14 protein-coding genes are annotated in these 18,428 nt (G+C 45.6%); 8 read left to right on the top strand and 6 right to left on the bottom strand.

Annotated elements, in window-relative coordinates:
- Positions 1–2: 2 nt before the first annotated feature.
- From AB4623_RS09075 to AB4623_RS09040, 8 genes are all read left to right on the top strand, one after another.
- Positions 3–1,028: an ABC transporter permease gene (locus tag AB4623_RS09075; RefSeq protein WP_017056648.1), complete on the top strand. Its 1,026-nt coding sequence runs from the start codon at positions 3–5 to the stop codon at positions 1,026–1,028.
- A gap of 2 nt (positions 1,029–1,030) precedes the next feature.
- A complete protein-coding gene (locus AB4623_RS09070) occupies positions 1,031–2,014 on the top strand; it encodes an ABC transporter ATP-binding protein (RefSeq protein WP_017063265.1) in 984 nt (327 codons plus the stop codon).
- An 87-nt stretch (positions 2,015–2,101) separates the two neighbouring features.
- On the top strand, positions 2,102–3,097 hold the full coding sequence (locus AB4623_RS09065) for an ABC transporter ATP-binding protein (protein ID WP_372146219.1): 996 nt from the start codon (positions 2,102–2,104) through the stop codon (positions 3,095–3,097).
- A 97-nt stretch (positions 3,098–3,194) separates the two neighbouring features.
- A complete protein-coding gene (locus AB4623_RS09060) occupies positions 3,195–4,916 on the top strand; it encodes a glycoside hydrolase family 9 protein (RefSeq protein WP_372146217.1) in 1,722 nt (573 codons plus the stop codon).
- A 2-nt stretch (positions 4,917–4,918) separates the two neighbouring features.
- On the top strand, positions 4,919–5,803 hold the full coding sequence (locus AB4623_RS09055) for an N-acetylglucosamine kinase (protein WP_017066804.1): 885 nt from the start codon (positions 4,919–4,921) through the stop codon (positions 5,801–5,803).
- A 12-nt stretch (positions 5,804–5,815) separates the two neighbouring features.
- Positions 5,816–7,777 (top strand): beta-N-acetylhexosaminidase, encoded by a 1,962-nt coding sequence (locus tag AB4623_RS09050; protein WP_372146215.1) that lies wholly within the window; start codon positions 5,816–5,818, stop codon positions 7,775–7,777.
- Positions 7,778–7,904: 127 nt separating this feature from the next.
- The gene (locus tag AB4623_RS09045) at positions 7,905–10,310 is read left to right on the top strand and encodes a GH36-type glycosyl hydrolase domain-containing protein (RefSeq protein WP_372146213.1); all 2,406 of its coding nucleotides are present in this window, start codon (positions 7,905–7,907) and stop codon (positions 10,308–10,310) included.
- 74 nt (positions 10,311–10,384) lie between these two features.
- On the top strand, positions 10,385–11,797 hold the full coding sequence (locus tag AB4623_RS09040) for a phosphoglucomutase/phosphomannomutase family protein (protein ID WP_372146211.1): 1,413 nt from the start codon (positions 10,385–10,387) through the stop codon (positions 11,795–11,797).
- Between the two features lie 150 nt (positions 11,798–11,947).
- On the opposite strand, the gene AB4623_RS09035 is transcribed toward AB4623_RS09040, so the two are convergent.
- The 6 genes from AB4623_RS09035 to AB4623_RS09010 form a co-directional block, all read right to left on the bottom strand.
- Positions 11,948–12,976, bottom strand: coding sequence for an ABC transporter ATP-binding protein (locus AB4623_RS09035; RefSeq protein ID WP_017059417.1), 1,029 nt, complete (start codon positions 12,974–12,976; stop codon positions 11,948–11,950).
- Positions 12,976–14,601: an iron ABC transporter permease gene (locus tag AB4623_RS09030; protein WP_017059418.1), complete on the bottom strand. Its 1,626-nt coding sequence runs from the start codon at positions 14,599–14,601 to the stop codon at positions 12,976–12,978. Before AB4623_RS09030 ends, AB4623_RS09035 begins: the two co-directional genes overlap by 1 nt.
- A gap of 244 nt (positions 14,602–14,845) precedes the next feature.
- Positions 14,846–15,859: a Fe(3+) ABC transporter substrate-binding protein gene (locus AB4623_RS09025; RefSeq protein ID WP_017059419.1), complete on the bottom strand. Its 1,014-nt coding sequence runs from the start codon at positions 15,857–15,859 to the stop codon at positions 14,846–14,848.
- Between the two features lie 295 nt (positions 15,860–16,154).
- Positions 16,155–17,384, bottom strand: coding sequence for an ammonium transporter (locus AB4623_RS09020; protein ID WP_017059420.1), 1,230 nt, complete (start codon positions 17,382–17,384; stop codon positions 16,155–16,157).
- 27 nt (positions 17,385–17,411) lie between these two features.
- Positions 17,412–17,750, bottom strand: a complete 339-nt coding sequence (gene glnK / locus AB4623_RS09015) for a P-II family nitrogen regulator (protein ID WP_004738200.1) — start codon at positions 17,748–17,750, stop codon at positions 17,412–17,414.
- Between the two features lie 238 nt (positions 17,751–17,988).
- Positions 17,989–18,357 carry a YacL family protein gene (locus AB4623_RS09010; RefSeq protein ID WP_019824378.1) on the bottom strand — a complete coding sequence of 123 codons (369 nt, stop codon included), beginning with the start codon at positions 18,355–18,357 and terminating at the stop codon, positions 17,989–17,991.
- Between the last annotated feature and the right edge of the window lie 71 nt (positions 18,358–18,428).

The following is an 18,428-nucleotide window of genomic DNA, read 5'->3' as shown; positions in this document are numbered from 1 at the left end:
TCATGAAAGACTTTTTAAAACTCATTTGGCGTAACCCGATGGCCCTAACAGGCGTCATCATCCTAAGTATTTTTATTCTTGGCGCGATTGCAGCTCCATTAATCACCAAACATGTACCAGACAAGCGTACAGGTAACCCACACGAATATCCTGGTTTCGTGGTGAAGTCTGCACAAACTAACCCTGATGGCTGGGTTGCTCAAAATCTAGCAGACGACCGTCGTACATTGATCATGTCTAAAAAGGCAGACCACGTACTAGGTACAACTCGTATGGGTCGTGACGTTTGGTCTCAAGTGGTATACGGCGCACGCGTATCTCTTGCTGTAGGTTTTGGTGCGGGTCTAACCGTATGTTTACTCGCAACTGTTATTGGTGTTTCTGCAGGTTACTTCGGTGGCCGTGTCGATGACGTTCTAACAGCCGCAATGAACATCATGCTGGTAATCCCTCAATACCCATTACTGTTCGTAGTAGCAGCCTTTATCGGTGAGGCAGGGCCACTCACCATAACCTTGGTTATCGGCTTTATGTCTTGGGCTTGGGGTGCCCGTGTTGTTCGCTCCCAAACCTTAGCACTGCGTGAAAAAGAGTTTGTAAAAGCCGCTGAAGTTTTGGGTGAATCTTCATTCCGCATCATCTTCGTAGAGATTCTGCCAAACCTTATCTCTATCGTTGGCGCAAGCTTCATCGGTTCGGTGATGTACGCAATCATGATGGAAGCAACCATCTCGTTCCTAGGTCTTGGTGACCCGAACACAATCAGCTGGGGCATCATGCTTTACAACGTTCAAACCTCTTCATCAATGCTGATTGGCGCTTGGTGGGAACTGTTGGCTCCTTGTATCGCATTGACACTACTTGTAACTGGTCTTGCTCTACTTAACTTCGCGGTCGATGAAATTGCTAACCCGCAACTGCGTTCTCACAAAGGCATGAAGCGTTGGAAGAAACTAGCAGCTCAAGACAAAGAAGAACGTGAACCAGAACTACCACCACAAAATGCACTTTGGAGCGGAGATAAATAATCATGTCTGAACCACTAATTTCTATCCGCAACTTATGCGTGGATTACATCACAGAGTCTGGCGATGTTCGTGCGTGTAACAACGTAAGTTTCGACATCGCTCCAGGTGAAGTCTTCGGCCTAGCTGGTGAATCTGGCTGTGGTAAATCAACGGTCGCTTTCTCTCTTATGCGTCTTCATAAGCCGCCCGCTTACATCAGTGGTGGTGAGGTTATCTTCAACGGTGAGAACATCCTTGAATACAGTGATGACCGTATGCAGTCGTTCCGTTGGAGTGAGATGTCGATGGTATTCCAGAGCGCGATGAACGCACTCAACCCAGTACTACCGATGGAAGAGCAGTTCTGTGACGTAATCATGCGTCACACCAACATGACTCGCGAGCAAGCTAAGCAGCGTGCTGAAGGTCTACTTGAAATCGTCGATATTCACCCGAGCCGATTGAGTGACTATCCTCACCAATTCTCTGGCGGCATGCGTCAGCGCTTGGTTATTGCTATCGCGTTAGCACTGAATCCAAAGCTGATCATTATGGATGAGCCGACAACCGCACTTGATGTGGTTGTGCAACGCGAAATCCTACAAAAGATCTATGCACTGAAAGAAGAGTTTGGCTTCTCGATTCTGTTCATCACCCATGACTTGTCATTGATGGTCGAGTTCTCTGACCGCATCGGCATCATGTACTCAGGTGAGCTAATCGAAGTAGCTAACTCTCAAGATATTCTAGAAAACCCTTACCACCCTTACACCAAAGGGTTGGGAAGTTCTTTCCCTCCACTGACAGGGCCAAAGACAAAGTTAGCAGGTATTCCGGGTAACCCTCTGAACCTGTTAGAGATCCCTGAAGGGTGTCGTTTCCAAGCTCGTTGTGACCGTGTACATGAAAAGTGTACCAAGGTGCCAACCAAGCTGCGTTCTATCGACCCGGGACATTTGTCTAACTGCCACCTGTACGGTGACCCAATAGTACAAAGGAAGCTATAGCTTGCACGCTGACTCAGCGTGAATAACGAACAAGGCGGCTCGACCGCCTAAAAACAAGCAAAGCGAATAAGGATTCTGGAGACAATTATGAGCAAAGATTTCGGTCAATTATTGGTAGAAGGCAAGAATGTCGTAAAAGACTTCCCAATAAGCAGTACCACCATTCAAACCCCAATGATGCGTGCGATTAACGACGTGTCATTCAAGATGTACAAAAGCCGTGGCCTAGCAGTGGTTGGTGAGTCTGGTTCAGGCAAATCAACAACCGCAAAAATGATCGCAAAAATGTACGCACCTTCAGGCGGCACGATCGAATACAAAGGTCGTGATATCCAAGAGATCTCAAGCAGAAAAGATCTTATGCACTACCGTGAAGGCGTGCAGATGGTATGGCAAGACCCGTTTGGTTCATTGAACCCAACGCACAATATCTTCCACCACATTGCTCGACCACTGTTGATCCACAAGAAAGTATCTCCGGGCAACAAGAAAGAGCTAGAAGAACGCGTTTACGATCTTTTAGAGCAAGTAGGTCTCATTCCGCCAAAAGAGACGGCGAAGAAATACCCTCACCAACTGTCTGGTGGTCAGCGTCAACGTGTCAACCTAGCCCGCAACATCGCGGTAGGTGCCGAAGTTGTACTAGCCGATGAGCCAACTTCAATGCTTGATGTATCGATTCGTGCTGGTGTTTTAAACCTAATGGAAGAGATGAAATTTGAGAAGCAAATGTCTCTGCTTTACATCACTCACGATATCGCAACCGCTCGTTACATCGCTGAAGATCTTTCAGTGATGTACGTAGGACACATGGTGGAATGGGGCGATACCGATGACGTTATTGCTGACCCTCAACACCCTTACACTCAGCTATTGGTTTCGGCAGTTCCAGATCCGAAGAAATCGATCCACGAGAAACTGGCAGGTAACAAAGGGGAAATTCCTCTTTGGACACCAGTCTCAGCTGGTTGCCCATTTGCAGGTCGTTGTACTCATGCAATGGATAAGTGTAAAGAGCAGTTACCAGGGGTTACGCAATTAGCCGATAACCACTTTGTACGTTGTTACCTACACGAAAGCTAAGCAATAAATGCCCGTTAGGGTCTGCGGACCCTAACTATTTATCCTAAAAAATTTCAGGTACCTAGCCATAAGAAACTAGGACTTTTGGAGAGTATTGATGCTGTTATTGACCAACCATATTGGCTACGAATCCACAGCTCCAAAGCAGGCTATCTTACAAACTAAGAAAGCTCGCTTATCAAGTACGACTGCATTATTAGTGTGTGCCGACAACCATATTACCGTGGGCAACTTTGATGTTGTAAAGCAAGGCCGCGTAGCAAACTGGCATCAAGGACAATTCTTCACAATCGATTTCAGTTCATTTACCGAATCCGGTCGCTACTACCTGCGCTTTGATAACCTACGTTCAGAAGTGTTTGAGATTGGCAACAACCTACTAATGAACCACACGTTTTCTGATGTGCTTCATTACTTTAAGTCACAACGCTGTGGCGGTATTTTCGACAAAAAAGATCAACAGGCACAAATTCTAGGCACTGACAGATACGTCAATGTCCATGGCGGTTGGTACGACGCATCGGGTGATGTGAGTAAGTACTTTAGCCACCTGTCTTATGGCAACTACCTTAATCCTCAACAGATTCCTATGGTTGTTTGGAACATGCTTAAAAGCGTGCGCTTAACCAACAATAACCCTGACTTCCCAAAATTCTCCATGACTCGCCTGACGGAAGAAGCCCTATTCGGTGCCGACTTCTTAGTGCGCATGCAAGACGCGGCTGGATACTTCTACATGACGGTATTCGACAAGTGGAGCAAAGACATCAATCAGCGTGACATCTGCGCCTATGCCACTCAAGAAGGCCATAAATCAACGGACTTGCAAGCGGGCTATCGACAAGGTGCGGGCGTTGCTATCGCCGCATTAGCTGCTGCATCTGAACTTGAAACCTCGGGCAGTTACTCGAGCCAAACTTACCTTGGAACTGCCGTTAACGGTTATTGGCACCTAAAAGAACATAACCTGCAGTACCTAAACGATGGCGAAGAAAACATCATCGATGAATATTGTGCCCTACTCGCTGCAAATGAACTGTACCGAGTAACAGAAGACGAGCAGTACCTATCAGAAGCAAGAACTTGGGCGAATCGCTTGATCGCTCGTCAGCAATCCGATGACTCATTTGCCCACTTCTGGTCGGCCAACTCTGATGGCTCTCGTCCATACTTTCACGCAGCTGAAGCCGGTCTTCCTGTGATTGCACTATGTGAATACATCGACAATGAAACCGATGCTGAATTAAAAGAACAGGCGCGCACAGTTGTTGAACAAGCTTGTCAGTTCGAAATCAACATCACCGACAAAGTCACCAACCCATTTGGCTATCCAAGACAATACGTTAAATCTGTCGATGGTGATAAACGTGATGCCTTCTTCGTCGCTCAACAGAACGAAACCGGTTACTGGTGGCAAGGCGAGAACGCACGCCTTGGCTCACTCGCAACCATGGCTTACCTAGTTCAACCGCACATTAAAGATAGCGAACTTCAAGAGCGCTTAATCCAGCTTTCACAAAATAGCCTTGATTGGATCTTGGGCCTCAACCCATACCACATGTGCATGCTCGATGGTCATGGCCATAACAACCCAGACTACCTACCTCAGCTTGGGTTCTTCAATGCGAAAGGCGGTATCTGTAATGGCATCACAGCTGGTTTTGAAGATGAACAAGACATTGCGTTCAATCCACCAGCACAAAAAGATGACATGCTTCAAAACTGGCGCTGGGGTGAGCAATGGATCCCTCATGGTGCGTGGTTCTTATTAGCAACCGCTGCACAGTTCAACTTCTTAGCTCAGCGTAAGGAGCAATAATCATGACTCTTTACTACGTCGGTATTGATGGTGGTGGTACTTCTTGTCGTGCTCGTATTCGTGACGCTCAAGGCAAACTGATTGGTGAAGCGAAAAGTGGCAGTGGCAACATCCTTTTGGGTGTTGATGTTGCGATGAGCTCAATTATTGATGCCATCACAAAAGCGGCACAACAAGGGCAACTCAACTCAGACCATTTTTCAAATATGCATGTTGGCCTAGCGCTGGCTGGCGCTGAGCAAAAATCAGCATGGTTCGACTTCATGGCTCAACCACACCCTTTCGCAAGCATGACACTAAATACCGACGCTTATGGCGCTTGCATTGGTGCTCACAATGGCCAAGACGGCGCAATCATGATCGGTGGTACGGGTTCTTGCGGTATCTTCCTAAAAGACGGTGAGCAATATGTGGTTGGCGGTCGTGAATTTCCGATTTCAGATCAAGGCGGCGGCGCAGTCATGGGCTTACGTTTGATTCAACAAGTCTTGCTTGCAGAAGACGGTATTCGCAACAAAACCCCGCTGACTCTACATGTGATGAATCACTTTAATAATGATGTGGATGCCATTGTCGAATGGTCAAAAGGTGCTATTCCAAAGGATTACGGTCAATTCTCACCAGTTATTTTTCAACTCGCTAACGAAGGTGACGAACTGGCTATCGATATGCTCAAGCAAACCGCGGCTGATATCGAAATGTTTGTCTTAGCACTGCATCGAAAAGGCGCTGACAAGGTGTGCTTAATGGGAAGTATCGCTGAGCGTATTCTCAACTGGCTATCACCACCAGTACAACAATGGATCGTTAAACCTCAATTCGACGCTATTGAAGGCGCATTGATGTTTGCCGGAAAACCACAACACAACTTGTATCAACAGGCTTAGCAGGGAAGTTATATGAATTATCGCATCGACTTAGCTGTTCTTTCTGAACAAAAAAATAACTGCCGATTTGGCCTTACGGTACATAACTTAAGTGACCTCGACGTAAAAGATTGGTCTCTGCACTTTGCATATGATCGTTTCATCCTTCCAGAGAGTTTATCGCAAGGAGAGCTGACTCAAGTTGGCAGCTTTTGCTCATTCACACCAAGTTCGTCAGTGTTAAAGGCCAACAACCATTACTACCTTGAATTCAGTATTCAAAGCGCACCATTCCGCTTCTATTCTGATGGCCTTAACGATGCCTTTATCCAGTCACATAATGATGGAGAAACATCGGTACTGCCTGTCGCGATATCACCCATAGTACTGGCTTCGCCATACCGTGAACGCAATCAAATACCTGAAGTTAACGCTGCTGAGATTGCATTGATTCCTCAGCCTAATCAGATCGAATTTCAGCAAGGTAGTTTCGCGCTAAGTAACTTCGCGCTAAATAACGACTGCAGAATTGAGGTTCAATCTCATCTTGCTGATAAGGCAGTCTCTTGGTTCCAGCAAGAGTTGCTCTCGACCTTTGAGCTGTCTCTTTCGACCGCGCTTTCAGCTGAACTTTCAAAAGACGAAAGCGGCAACATTCTATTTCGCAGCAACCCGACGTTAGATGAAGCCGAATACAAACTGACCATCACTGCACAACAGATTATTGCTGAATCAGGCAGCCAGTCGGGCTTTACACACGCTGTGGCAAGCTTGATTCAACTAGTTCAACAACTGGACGCAGAGAACTTCTCTCTACCATGTTGCAAGATAGCCGACCAACCGCGCTTTAAGTACCGCGGCATGATGTTGGACTGCGCTCGTCACTTCCACTCAGTAGAGCAAGTGAAGCGTTTAATCAATCAACTGGCGCACTACAAGTTCAACGTATTTCATTGGCACCTAACTGACGATGAAGGTTGGAGAATTGAGATAAAGAGCCTGCCACAGCTAACAGAAATTGGCGCTTGGCGTGGCCCTGATCATGCACTAGAGCCGCAATATACCCACATTGCGGAAAACTACGGCGGCTTCTACACGCAACAACAAATTCGTGAAGTCATTGAATATGCAGAGCAACGCAGCATCACGGTGATCCCAGAGATCGATATTCCGGGACACTGCCGTGCCGCAATCAAATCACTGCCTGACATGCTGGTAGAGCAAGCGGATACCACTCAATACAAGAGCATTCAGCACTACAACGACAATGTACTAAACCCAGGTTTGCCCGGTACTTACCAATTTCTAGATGCAGTTATTGAAGAAGTCGCAGAGCTATTCCCGAGCGAATTGATTCACATGGGTGCAGACGAAGTGCCACCCGGTGTGTGGACCAACAGCCCTGCTGCTCAAGCATTGATGAAAGAACACCAGTACCAAGACAGCAAAGACCTACAAGGCCACCTATTCCGCTATGCCGAAAACAAGCTTAAGCAACTCGGCAAACGCATGGTCGGCTGGGAAGAAGCACAGCACGGCGACAAAGTGAGTAAAGAGACCATCATCTACTCATGGCTCAGTGAAGAAGCGGCTGTCAATTGCGCTCGCCAAGGCTTTGATGTGGTGTTGCAACCTGCACAGTTTACCTATCTCGACATGACCCAAGATTATGCACCGGAAGAACCGGGCGTAGATTGGGCTGCCGTTATCCCATTAGAACAAGCTTATACCTACGAAGCACTTGCTGAGGTATCCGACACCGACCCAATTCGTAAGCGGATCCGCGGAATTCAGTGTGCTCTATGGTGTGAGATCGTCACCAACCAAAAGCGTATGGATTACATGGTATTCCCAAGAATTAGCGCTTTAGCTGAAGGATGTTGGACACATAAAAACAACCGAAACTGGCTAGATTACCTATCTCGCCTAAAGGGGCATCTGCCATTACTCGACAAACTCAATGTTGATTATCGCAACCCTTGGAAAGCTCAATAAAACAAACCAAAGCGACACTCATATCGAGTGGTTGCTGACTCAAATTAAGGTGCTCAGTTAGATACGACTCAGCATCACTATTTAAAAATTAGCTGCATAGATGCAGTTTGTTAAAAAGGAAATGACAATGAAATACGGCTATTTCGATAACGACAATCGCGAATACGTCATCACTCGCCCTGATGTACCAGCACCTTGGACAAACTACCTAGGTACTGAAAAGTTTTGTACCGTGATTTCGCACAATGCGGGCGGTTACTCGTTCTACAATTCTCCGGAATACAACCGTGTTACTAAGTTCCGTCCAAACGGCACCTTTGACCGCCCAGGACACTATGTTTACCTGCGTGATGATGAGACGGGTGATTACTGGTCTATCTCTTGGCAACCAGTGGCAAAGAGCCTAGATGAAGCGAACTACGAAGTTCGTCACGGCCTGTCATACTCAAAATTCAAATGTGAATACAGCGGCATTACCGCAACCAAGACGCTATTCGTACCTAAGGGTGAAGATGCAGAAGTTTGGGACGTTGTATTAAAGAACAACACTGACAAGCCACGTACTATCAGCACTTTCTCGTTTGTTGAGTTCTCTTTCAGCCATATTCAATCAGACAATCAAAACCATCAGATGTCTTTGTACTCTGCGGGCACGTCTTACCAAGAAGGTGTTCTGGAATACGACCTGTACTACAACACTAACGACTTTGAAGGCTTCTACTACCTAGCTTCAACTTTCTCACCAGACAGCTACGATGGCCAACGTGACAACTTCCTTGGTATGTACCGTGATGAAGCAAATCCAATTGCGGTTGAAAACGGTAAGTGTTCTAACAGCGCTCAAACTTGTTACAACCATTGTGGTTCTCTGCACAAGCAATTTACGATTCAACCCGGTGAAGAAGTTCGCTTTGCGTATGTACTCGGTATCGGTAAAGGCAACGGTGAACGCCTACGTGAGAAGTACCAAGACACAGCAAACGTAGACGCCGCTTTCCAAGGCATCAAAGATCACTGGGACGAGCGTTGCAACAAATTCCAAGTTAAGTCGCCAAACGAAGGCTTAGACACAATGATCAACACGTGGACGCTATACCAAGCGGAAACCTGTGTGGTTTGGTCACGCTTTGCATCATTCATCGAAGTTGGCGGTCGTACTGGTCTTGGTTACCGTGATACGGCTCAAGATGCTATTTCAGTACCCCATGCCAACCCACAAATGACCAAGAAACGTATTATCGACCTGCTTCGCGGCCAAGTGAAAGCGGGCTACGGTCTACACTTGTTCGATCCTGACTGGTTCGATCCAGAGAAAGCCGACGTTGAGCCATCAAAATCACCAACAGTTGTTCCAACACCGTCAGATGACGACAAGATCCACGGCATTGAAGACACATGTTCTGATGACCACCTATGGATCGTTCCGACCATTATCAAATACGTAATGGAAACCGGTGAGCACGACTTCTTCGATGAAGTGATTCCATACGCAGACGGTGGCGAGGCGACAGTTTATGAACACATGAAAGCGGCACTGGACTTCTCTGCTGAATACGTGGGTCAAACGGGTATCTGTAAAGGTCTTCGAGCTGACTGGAATGACTGTTTGAACCTAGGTGGTGGTGAATCTTCAATGGTTTCATTCCTACACTTCTGGGCGCTACAAGAATTCCTAGATCTTGCTAAGTTCCGTAATAACGATGCTGATGTTGCGAAATACACTGAAATGGCAGCTAACGTTCGCGAAGCGTGTGAAACGCACCTTTGGGATGACGAAGGCGGCTGGTACATCCGTGGTCTAACTAAAAATGGCGACAAGATCGGTACCGCTCAACAAGCTGAAGGTCGTGTACACCTTGAGTCAAACACGCTAGCCGTTCTATCTGGTGCTGTATCTCAAGAACGCGGTGAGAAAGCGATGGACGCTGTTGATGAGAACCTTTTCTCAGAATACGGCCTACACCTAAACTCTCCTTCATTTGCAACACCAAACGATGATATCGGTTTCGTAACTCGCGTTTACCAAGGCGTAAAAGAGAACGGCGCAATCTTCTCTCACCCTAACCCATGGGCCTGGGTAGCAGAAGCGAAACTAGGCCGTGGTGACCGTGCGATGAAATTCTATGACGCACTGAACCCATACAACCAAAACGACATGATTGAAACGCGTTACGCAGAACCATACTCGTACGTGCAGTTCATCATGGGTAAAGATCACCAAGACCACGGCCGTGCAAACCACCCTTGGTTAACCGGTACCTCTGGTTGGGCTTACTTCGCGGTAACCAACTTCATTCTTGGTGTTCGTACAGGCTTTGAAGGCTTAACGGTTGATCCTTGTATCCCGACTGATTGGCCAGAATTCGAGGTTACTCGTCAATGGCGTGGCGCAACTTACAACATCACAGTGCAAAACCCGAATGCAGTAAGCAAAGGCGTTGCCTCTATCACTATCAATGGTGAATCAGTTGAAGGCGCTATCCCAGTACAAGCAGAAGGCAGCGTGAACGATGTTGTCGTTGTTCTAGGCTAGTCACGCAATTTAACGAACAGCTCTTGTCTCAAGTCTTTACAGGCTTGAGACAATGAGACTAAAAGGATTTTCTAATGATTAAATTTGGTACAGGTGGCTGGCGCGCTTTCATTGGTGAGGAGTTCACTAGAGAAAACGTCCGTTTGGTAGCGCAAGCACTCGCTAACATCATCAACAACGAAGATGCAGCCAAGAATGGGTTTGTGATCGGCTATGACCGTCGTTTCCTTTCCGATAAAGCCGCATGTTGGTTTGCAGAAGTACTTGCGGCGAACAACATCAAAGTAAGCTTCATCGATAAGTTCGTTCCAACTCCTATCGTGATGTTCCAAGCGAAAGAGATGGGATGCACCTACTCGGCATGTATTACCGCTTCTCACAACCCCGCTGATTACAATGGTATTAAGGTGTTCATTGAAGGCGGCCGCGATGCCGATGAGATCATCACAGAGAAGATCGAACAGCAAATCGCAACACTGACCAACGAAGATGTTATCCGAGTCGATTTCGAACAAGCATTAAACGACAAAGAAATCGAGATCATCAACCCGATGAACGACTTTGTTGATTCAATCATCAACTTCATCGATATCGATTCGATCAAGAAAGCTAACCTACGTGTACTGATTGACCCAATGTTTGGCGTTGCAAAAAATGCTCTGCAAACCGTGCTGATTAACGGTCGCTGTGATGTCGACGTCATCAACGATGGCAAAAACCCAGATTTTGGTGGCTTAATGCCGTCGCCAAATGCTGCAACGCTGTATCGCTTGAAGCACTTAGTTGCAGCAGAAGGCTATGACATTGGTATTGGTACTGATGGCGATGCTGACCGTTTGGGAATCATCGATGAGAAAGGTCACTTCATTCACCCTAACGAAGTGCTACTCCTACTTTACTACTACTTGCTGGAATACAAAGGCTGGAAGGGCTCTGTCGTTCGTAACATCGCAACCACACACCTACTGGATAAAGTGGCGGCAGATCATGGTGAGAAGAGCTTTGAGGTTCCTGTAGGCTTTAAGCATATCAGCTCACAAATGGAGGCCGATGACTCTCTGATTGGTGGCGAAAGTTCAGGTGGTTTAACCATTCGTGGTCACATCAAAGGTAAGGATGGCGTATTTGCTTCAAGCTTACTGGTTGAGATGATCAGTGTGACAGGCAAGAAGTTGTCTGAATTACTTGATGAGATTTACTCTAAATATGGCTATGCCTACACCGCAGAAGGCGATTGTAAGTTTAAACCTTCAGAGAAAGAAGCGCTTTACACTAAGATCTACGTCGAGAAGCAACTGCCTGAATTTGAATACGAAATTGAAAAAGTAAGCTATGAAGATGGTGCCAAGGTGTACTTCAAGAATGGCGGCTGGGTGATTGCTCGCTTCTCAGGAACAGAGCCGTTACTACGAATCTTCGCAGAAATGGAAGATAAAGAAACTGCAGAACGTGTTCTTCAAAAAGTGAAAGACTTCCTCTCTCTATAGGCTTATAGAGTGCAGCAGTTTTGTATGGGACTTAACAAATCACTGCCTTGTTAAAGCCTATAAGTGAAGAACTCTTGCCCAGTACTTTGATTAAAGTGCTGGGCTTTTTTATCGCGATTCTTGTAACGATTAGTATCGCGTTATATCTCTTTAAAAAGCCAATACGCCTTTGGTATCGACTTTTACGTTGACCGGCATACCCACTTCAAGTGCTTCTGACGAGGTTGCTAATAACTTCTGACCATGCGCTTCGATTACATAACGACAGTGATCACCCATAAATTGCTGTTCTAGCACCGAAATAGCACTATCTTGCTCGTAACTTGCTTGGATATGCTGGGGCCTTAGCAGAAGCTCACATGTATTGCCGAACTCAATCTCCGTTTGCGGTTTGGCTTCAACCATACCCAAACTGGTTTCAAATTCATGCTCCGAAATACGCTGTGCATTGAGGTAGCTACCGCCACCCAAAAAGTCTGCAACAAACTTACTTGAAGGATGGAAATACAACTCAGATGCCGAACCATACTGCTCAATCACACCATGGTTCATTACTGCCATTTTATCTGCAAATGCGAACGCTTCTTCACGGCTGTGAGTTACGAAGATAGCTGTAACACCCTGCTTCTTAAAAATCTTGCGAATCTGAGAAATCAGCTCATGACGAACCTGAGTATCGATGTTTGAGAATGGTTCATCTAACAGTAGCAAGTCTGGCTTGTACGCCAAAGAACGAGCAATAGCGACACGCTGTTGTTGACCACCTGAAAGTTGGTGTGGGTAGCGGTCACCGTACTCATCTAAGTGAACCAACTCCAGCATCTCTTGAACTTTGTCTTTCTTTTGCTGCTCAGAAAGGTCTTTCAAGCCAAAGCCGACATTCTGGTTTACCGTCAGGTGCGGAAACAGGGCGTAATCTTGGAAAATCATACCAATGTTACGCTGCTCTGGTGGCAACCAATTCTCGCCATCATCAATGGTTTGACAGTTCAAACTCATCACACCGCTACTCAATGGAAGTAAGCCCGCAATCGCCTTCAGTAAGGTCGTTTTACCGCAGCCACTCGCACCAAGAAGACAAACAATTTCACCATGCTCAACTTCTAACGAGAGCGCTTCCAAAATGGTTTGCGACTCATACTTACAAGTCAGATCTTTAATTGATAATGCACAACTCATTAGTTTTTCTGCTCCAAGGAACGGTTTACGATGATTAGAGGAATTAAACCCACCAACACCAATAATACAGCAGGCATCGCCGCCAATTCTAGGTGCTCATCTGAGGCATAGTTATAAACATAAGTCGCCAATGTTTCGAAGTTGAAAGGACGCAGCAGCAAGGCCGCATTCAACTCTTTCATTGATTCGATAAACACCAGTAAGCCAGCGATCAATGCGCCACGTTTAATCAAAGGTAAATGAACACGGCGTAACATCTGATTGGTATTGCAACCCATGGTTTTTGAGGCCATATCCAATGAAGGGGATACTTTACTCAAGCTGCTTTCAATACTGCCAATTGCCACTGCAGAGAAACGTACGACCATGGCAAAAATTAGCGCGAACATGGAGCCAGAGAAGATCAAACCAGGTCGCCCCCACTCCATCACTTTCGCAATGTCATTGACCAAGTGATCCATGAACAAAACAGGTACCATCACCCCAATCGCTAACACGGTGCCTGGAACGGCATAGCCCATCGAAGCGAGACGCATATAAGCCTGATTTTTCTTACTCGGACTAACGCGTTGATTAAAGTTAACAATCATCGCGATAATCACGCCAATAATCGCAGCAGCTACCGAAACGTAAAGGCTGTTGATGGCATATTCTCTGAATTCAGGGGTCCAGCTTTGAGCAAAATATTTGTAGGCGTAAATAATGAGCTGGCCAAGAGGGAATAAGAACGCAACGCAAACTAATCCCCAGCACCAGAATAGTGCCAGCCATTTTTTCCAACCAGAAAGGTCGTAACGAAAATCTTCGCGGCTGCTGAACTGATTCTGGAATAGCTTCTGCTTACGGCGACTGTATCGCTCTGAGCTCAACAGTAGGATCACGATAACCAGCATGATTGCCGATATTTTCGCAGCTGCCGTTAAGCTTGAGTAGCCTAGCCAAGTATCATAAACCGCAGTCGTTAAAGTATTTACCGCAAAGTAACTCACGGTACCAAAGTCACCGATGGTCTCCATAGCAACAAGCGATAAACCGACCGCCATTGATGGACGAACAAGTGGTAAGGAGATACGACGGAAGCTTTCCCAAGGCGAGCATTTTAGCAACCGAGCGGATTGCAGTAAGGAGACGTTTTGCTCCATAAATGCGGCGCGGCACAGCAAGTAAACATAAGGATAGAGAACGAGAGACAGAACAATAATAGCACCAGATAAGGTTCTAATATCCGGGAACCAATACTCACCGGGTCCCCACCCAGTAAGATCTCGCAGTAGAACTTGAACAGGCCCAGCAAAGTCGAACCAATCGGTGAATATATACCCAACAATATAGCCTGGCATTGCTAATGGCAGGACGAGTGCCCACTGCAAAACACGCTCTCCCGGAACACGGCACATTGCCATAACCCAAGCCGACGGAATACCAAAAACTAAAGACAGGAACATGGTTCCTATGACTAAAACCACCGTATTGTAGGCATAGGTAGGCATCACTGTGGACATCAGATGAGAAAATAGCTCATCTGTTTCTCCAACAGCCGTCGTAAAAATCGCTAAGATCGGTAAGACCAGTAATACAGCAATAATGCCGCTACTGGTGTTCCATAAATAATTCTTTTCTTTCATCGCCTAACTACAACGAGGCTTAATGAAACACAAATGCATTTGCAAATACATCTCATATCCTTTTAATGGTGGGGTTATTTATACCCATATACTCTAATGACTTCAAGGTGAGATGCTAATAACTCAAGGGATCAACGGGGTGCTTTGTATCAAAAAGTGATTTTCCAATAACAAACAACCCCAAGTAGCCAAAATGGCGACTTGAGGTTGTCATTTTACTTAGGCCGAAGCCTACCGTAATAAATTATAGATCGAACTTAACTTCGTCTAATAGCTTGATTGCAGCCGCGTGGTGGTTTGCAATTTCGTCTAGAGAAATAGTATCCGCTTTGAACTCGCCCCATGAAGCAACAAGCTCAGAAGGTTTAACGTCTGCTTTCACTGGGTATTCGTAGTTCACTTCTGCGTACATGCTTTGTGCTGTGTCACCAGATAGGAATTCCATCAGCTTAACGGCATTCTCTTCATTTGGAGAGTATTTAGCCATTGCCATACCAGAGATGTTTACGTGAGTACCTGTAGTCTCTTGGTTAGGGAAGTTAATGTAAACAGAGTCAGCCCAAGCTTTTTGCTCTTTATCATTAACCATCTTACCTAGGTAGTAGCTGTTACCAAGAGCAACATCACATAGACCTTCTTTAATCGCTTTAACTTGCGCGCGGTCGTTACCTTGAGGCTTACGTGCTAGGTTTGCTTTTACGCCTTCTAGCCATTCTTTCGTTTCAGCTTCACCTTTGTGAGCAATCATCGAAGATACTAGAGAAACATTGTATGGGTGCTTACCACTACGAGTACAGATTTTGCCTTTAAATTCAGGCTTAGTTAGATCTTCGTAAGTGAACTCTTCACCTAGACGACCAACACGGTCACGTGAAGAATAAACGCTACGTGTACGAGTTGTTAGAGCGAACCACTCGTTATCTGTATCTTGGTATTGAGCTGGGATGTTCTTTTCAAGTACATCGCTTTCTACAGATTGAACCAGACCTTGTTTAGTTAGCTCAGATAGACGGCTGATATCTACAGTTAAGACAACGTCAGCTGGGCTGTATTCACCCTCTTGAGCTAACTTCTCTGCTAAACCTTTTTTAGCAAACTTAACGTTTACTTTAATACCAGTCTCTTTTGTGAACTCTTTGAACATTGGCTCAACAAGGAAAGGTTGACGGTAAGAGTATACGTTTACTTCTTCCGCAGCCATTGCTGTCGGGGCAATTACACCACACGCTAGAGCTGAAAGTGTTAGCAGTTTCTTCATTGTAAAATCCTTTATATCGAAATGATAATGTCTATCAGTTGCGTTATTATATTCATCATTAACATAATTACAATGACGACCAACAAAAAATCCGTCTATTCAGACCATTCAAACTCTCACTTTTGTAACAAACCATTTCAACTTTGTGTCTTGTCGTTCCCCTTAAACAATGAGCCTAACTTCAACGTTCGTGTTTATATATTGTGCAACCGTAAATACAACAAAGCCCCGCAACAAGAGTTGCGGGGCTTTCTTTGTCCAACCTAACCCATTCAGATTAGGCGACGACTGTTGATTATTTTACTGATACAAACTCAGGGTAAGCGCCGACACCACAATCGTGCATGTCCATACCTTCAAGTTCTTCATCTTCCGTTACTCGGATACCGATTGTTGCTTTAAGCACCGCCCATACTGCTAGGCTAGCACCGAATACCCATGCAAAGATGACTGCTGCACCCATTAGCTGAGCACCAAACGTTGCATCAGCGTTGCTTAGTGGCACAGCCATTAGACCGAAGAAACCACATACACCATGTACAGAGATAGCACCTACTGGATCATCAATCTTAGCTTTGTCTAGTGCGATGATGCTGAATACAACCAATGCACCAGATACCGAACCAATCGCTACAGCAAATAGAGGTGATGGTGATAGAGGGTCTGCAGTGATTGCTACTAGGCCAGCTAACGCGCCGTTAAGAATCATTGTTAGGTCTGCTTTACCCCAAGTTGTTTTACATACTAGTAGTGCTGCAATTGCGCCTGCTGCTGCTGCTGCGTTGGTGTTAAGGAAGATTTGACCTACTGCTGTTGCGTTCTCAAAATCCGAAACCATCAGTTGAGAACCGCCGTTGAAACCGAACCAACCGAACCAAAGGATAAATGTACCTAGCGTTGCAAGTGGCATGTTTGAACCAGGAATCGGGTAGATTTCACCGTTCTTACCGTATTTACCTTTACGAGCACCGAGTAGTAGAACACCAGCTAACGCTGCTGCTGCACCAGCCATGTGTACGATACCTGAACCTGCGAAGTCACTGAAACCCGCTTCTGATAGGAAACCACCGCCCCAAGTCCAATAACCTTCAACAGGGTAAATGAACGCTGTTAGTACTACAGAGAAGATTAGGAATGACCAAAGCTTCATACGCTCAGCAACCGCACCAGATACTACAGACATTGCTGTTGCAACGAATACTACCTGGAAGAAGAAGTCTGATTCTAGAGAGTGATCTGCACCTTCACCTTGTGTACCAATTAGAGTACCAAATGATGGCAACCAACCGCCTTCACCGTTGTCGACATACATGATGTTGTAACCAACCACTAAGAAAGCTGTACAAGCAATTGCGTACAAACAGATGTTCTTAGTTAAAATTTCTGTGGTGTTCTTTGAACGAACTAGGCCAGCTTCTAACATCGCGAAGCCTGCTGCCATCCACATTACCAACGCACCTGAAATGAGGAAGAAAAAAGTGTCTAGTGCGTAACGCAGTTCCGTTACTGTTGTTGTAAGTTCCATATTAAAGTCTCCAGTCCTTGTAATTCTTTAAAGTGCTTCAGCATCCATTTCACCAGTACGAATTCGTACGGCTTGGCTTAGGTCATACACAAAAATTTTGCCGTCGCCGATTTTTCCGGTGTGTGCCGCTTGGCTAATCGCTTCAACAACTCGGTCAACATTCTCAGCTTGGGTAGCAATCTCTAGCTTCACCTTTGGTAGGAAATCCACTTGGTACTCTGCACCACGATACAATTCAGTGTGTCCCTTCTGACGACCAAAGCCTTTCACTTCAGAAACAGTCATACCTTCAATACCCACATCAGAGAGCGCTTCGCGTACATCGTCTAATTTGAATGGCTTAACAATGGCATTTATTAATTTCATATTCGTTCCTTAAATTCTTACTTAATCCGTTAATTCTCTTATTACAATCCAAGTAGCGTGCCAAAAAGTTAAGTGATTGATTTTAAATAAGATGAAGATAATAAGGTCGTAATAACGAAAAAGGCCGCACCAACATGGTGCAGCCTTTTCACTATCTTAATGCGCGATGCTCTTATTGCTCCAGTTTTGGGCAACGGAGCCTTCAAAGCTCTGAATGACTAACAAATAGGTCTTAGGACTAGTAACCTAAAAAATCCATCCAGCGTTCGATGAGCAGTTCGAAATCATCGATTCCGCAGCTTGCTTGGCTTTCACAGTTATAGAAGTCGAATTCACTGCCCTCTTCCATCTCTTGCTCATGCGCTAACACGTTTTCTTGAATCGTAACTTCATCTTCATTGATCGCAAGGCTAATCTCCTTGCCAAGCAACGTCACTTCATTGCTCAGGTCCTGTCGAGATTGCTCAATCAACGCCATCACATGATCTAGCTTCTGCTTATCTTTACCAATCTCTTCTTGAAGCCAACGGCCAACAATCTCATGGCCCATGCTGCATTTCACATAGTATTCACCCATTAGAGTGTTTCTAGTAAATTCAAACTCCATAACTCAACCTATACTGCATTAATACTCAAGCGATACTATTTCTGAGTATACCATTGTCTTGTCAGAAACGA

The organism is Vibrio sp. 10N.222.52.C12, assembly GCF_041474215.1.
Taxonomy (GTDB): Bacteria; Pseudomonadota; Gammaproteobacteria; order Enterobacterales; family Vibrionaceae; genus Vibrio; species Vibrio crassostreae_C.
This window is presented reverse-complemented; position numbering and strand designations above follow the sequence as displayed.

Bases quoted from the DNA above. Each gene is read 5' to 3' on its own strand.
- AB4623_RS09075 (WP_017056648.1), top strand. From the start codon at position 3: ATGAAAGACTTTTTAAAACTCATTTGGCGTAACCCGATGGCCCTAACA.
- AB4623_RS09070 (WP_017063265.1), top strand. From the start codon at position 1,031: ATGTCTGAACCACTAATTTCTATCCGCAACTTATGCGTGGATTACATC.
- AB4623_RS09065 (WP_372146219.1), top strand. From the start codon at position 2,102: ATGAGCAAAGATTTCGGTCAATTATTGGTAGAAGGCAAGAATGTCGTA.
- AB4623_RS09060 (WP_372146217.1), top strand. From the start codon at position 3,195: ATGCTGTTATTGACCAACCATATTGGCTACGAATCCACAGCTCCAAAG.
- AB4623_RS09055 (WP_017066804.1), top strand. From the start codon at position 4,919: ATGACTCTTTACTACGTCGGTATTGATGGTGGTGGTACTTCTTGTCGT.
- AB4623_RS09050 (WP_372146215.1), top strand. From the start codon at position 5,816: ATGAATTATCGCATCGACTTAGCTGTTCTTTCTGAACAAAAAAATAAC.
- AB4623_RS09045 (WP_372146213.1), top strand. From the start codon at position 7,905: ATGAAATACGGCTATTTCGATAACGACAATCGCGAATACGTCATCACT.
- AB4623_RS09040 (WP_372146211.1), top strand. From the start codon at position 10,385: ATGATTAAATTTGGTACAGGTGGCTGGCGCGCTTTCATTGGTGAGGAG.
- AB4623_RS09035 (WP_017059417.1), bottom strand. From the start codon at position 12,976: ATGAGTTGTGCATTATCAATTAAAGATCTGACTTGTAAGTATGAGTCG.
- AB4623_RS09030 (WP_017059418.1), bottom strand. From the start codon at position 14,601: ATGAAAGAAAAGAATTATTTATGGAACACCAGTAGCGGCATTATTGCT.
- AB4623_RS09025 (WP_017059419.1), bottom strand. From the start codon at position 15,859: ATGAAGAAACTGCTAACACTTTCAGCTCTAGCGTGTGGTGTAATTGCC.
- AB4623_RS09020 (WP_017059420.1), bottom strand. From the start codon at position 17,384: ATGGAACTTACAACAACAGTAACGGAACTGCGTTACGCACTAGACACT.
- glnK (WP_004738200.1), bottom strand. From the start codon at position 17,750: ATGAAATTAATAAATGCCATTGTTAAGCCATTCAAATTAGACGATGTA.
- AB4623_RS09010 (WP_019824378.1), bottom strand. From the start codon at position 18,357: ATGGAGTTTGAATTTACTAGAAACACTCTAATGGGTGAATACTATGTG.